Below are 582 nucleotides of genomic sequence, written 5' to 3' on the forward strand. Positions count from 1 at the left end.
GAAGCCCTACAAGAAGCCCTGGCCATTATTGACAGAGTTTTCATCCAGTGGGGCATGCATATAAACATAAGAAAGACTCAAATTCTCTGTTTGCAGAGTGGGACACAGACCGGTGATAGCAGTGAGCAGTTTTGGCTCAGGGGCCAACCCCTTGAACAAGTTCAGATGTTCAAGTATCTAGGAAGCATATGTTCAGCAGACATGTCAATGCAACCAGAGATTGCCTCAAGACTCAGTAGGGCAGGTGGGGCATACCATAAGCTGAGCAGATTGAAAGTTTGGAAAGATAAAAACATATCTGTCAAGATAAAAGTTATATTGTACAAAGTCATTGTTCAGTCAACATTGCTGTATGGTTGTGAAACATGGGCAGTCACCAATGAAGATATCAGAAAACTCGAGGTATTTCAAATGAGATGTTTGCGGAGGATATTGGGGATAAGCCTTTTAGAAAGCATACCAAATGCAGTTACACGAGCACAATGTGATATTCCAGAGGTTGCAAATTTGATTAGATACAGGCGGCTGAGGTATCTTGGACATGTGGCTAGGATGGGTGACACCAGACCGCCCTTACAATTC

1 protein-coding gene is annotated in these 582 nt (G+C 43.1%); it reads left to right on the forward strand.

All coding sequences use genetic code 11. The features are described 5' to 3' along the window. A partial coding sequence (locus tag RJ05_RS33180) for a reverse transcriptase family protein (RefSeq protein ID WP_162140650.1) occupies nucleotides 1–582 on the forward strand: 582 nt, incomplete at both ends.

The organism is Nocardia cyriacigeorgica NBRC 100375, assembly GCF_000308555.1.
GTDB lineage: Bacteria > Actinomycetota > Actinomycetes > Mycobacteriales > Mycobacteriaceae > Nocardia > Nocardia cyriacigeorgica.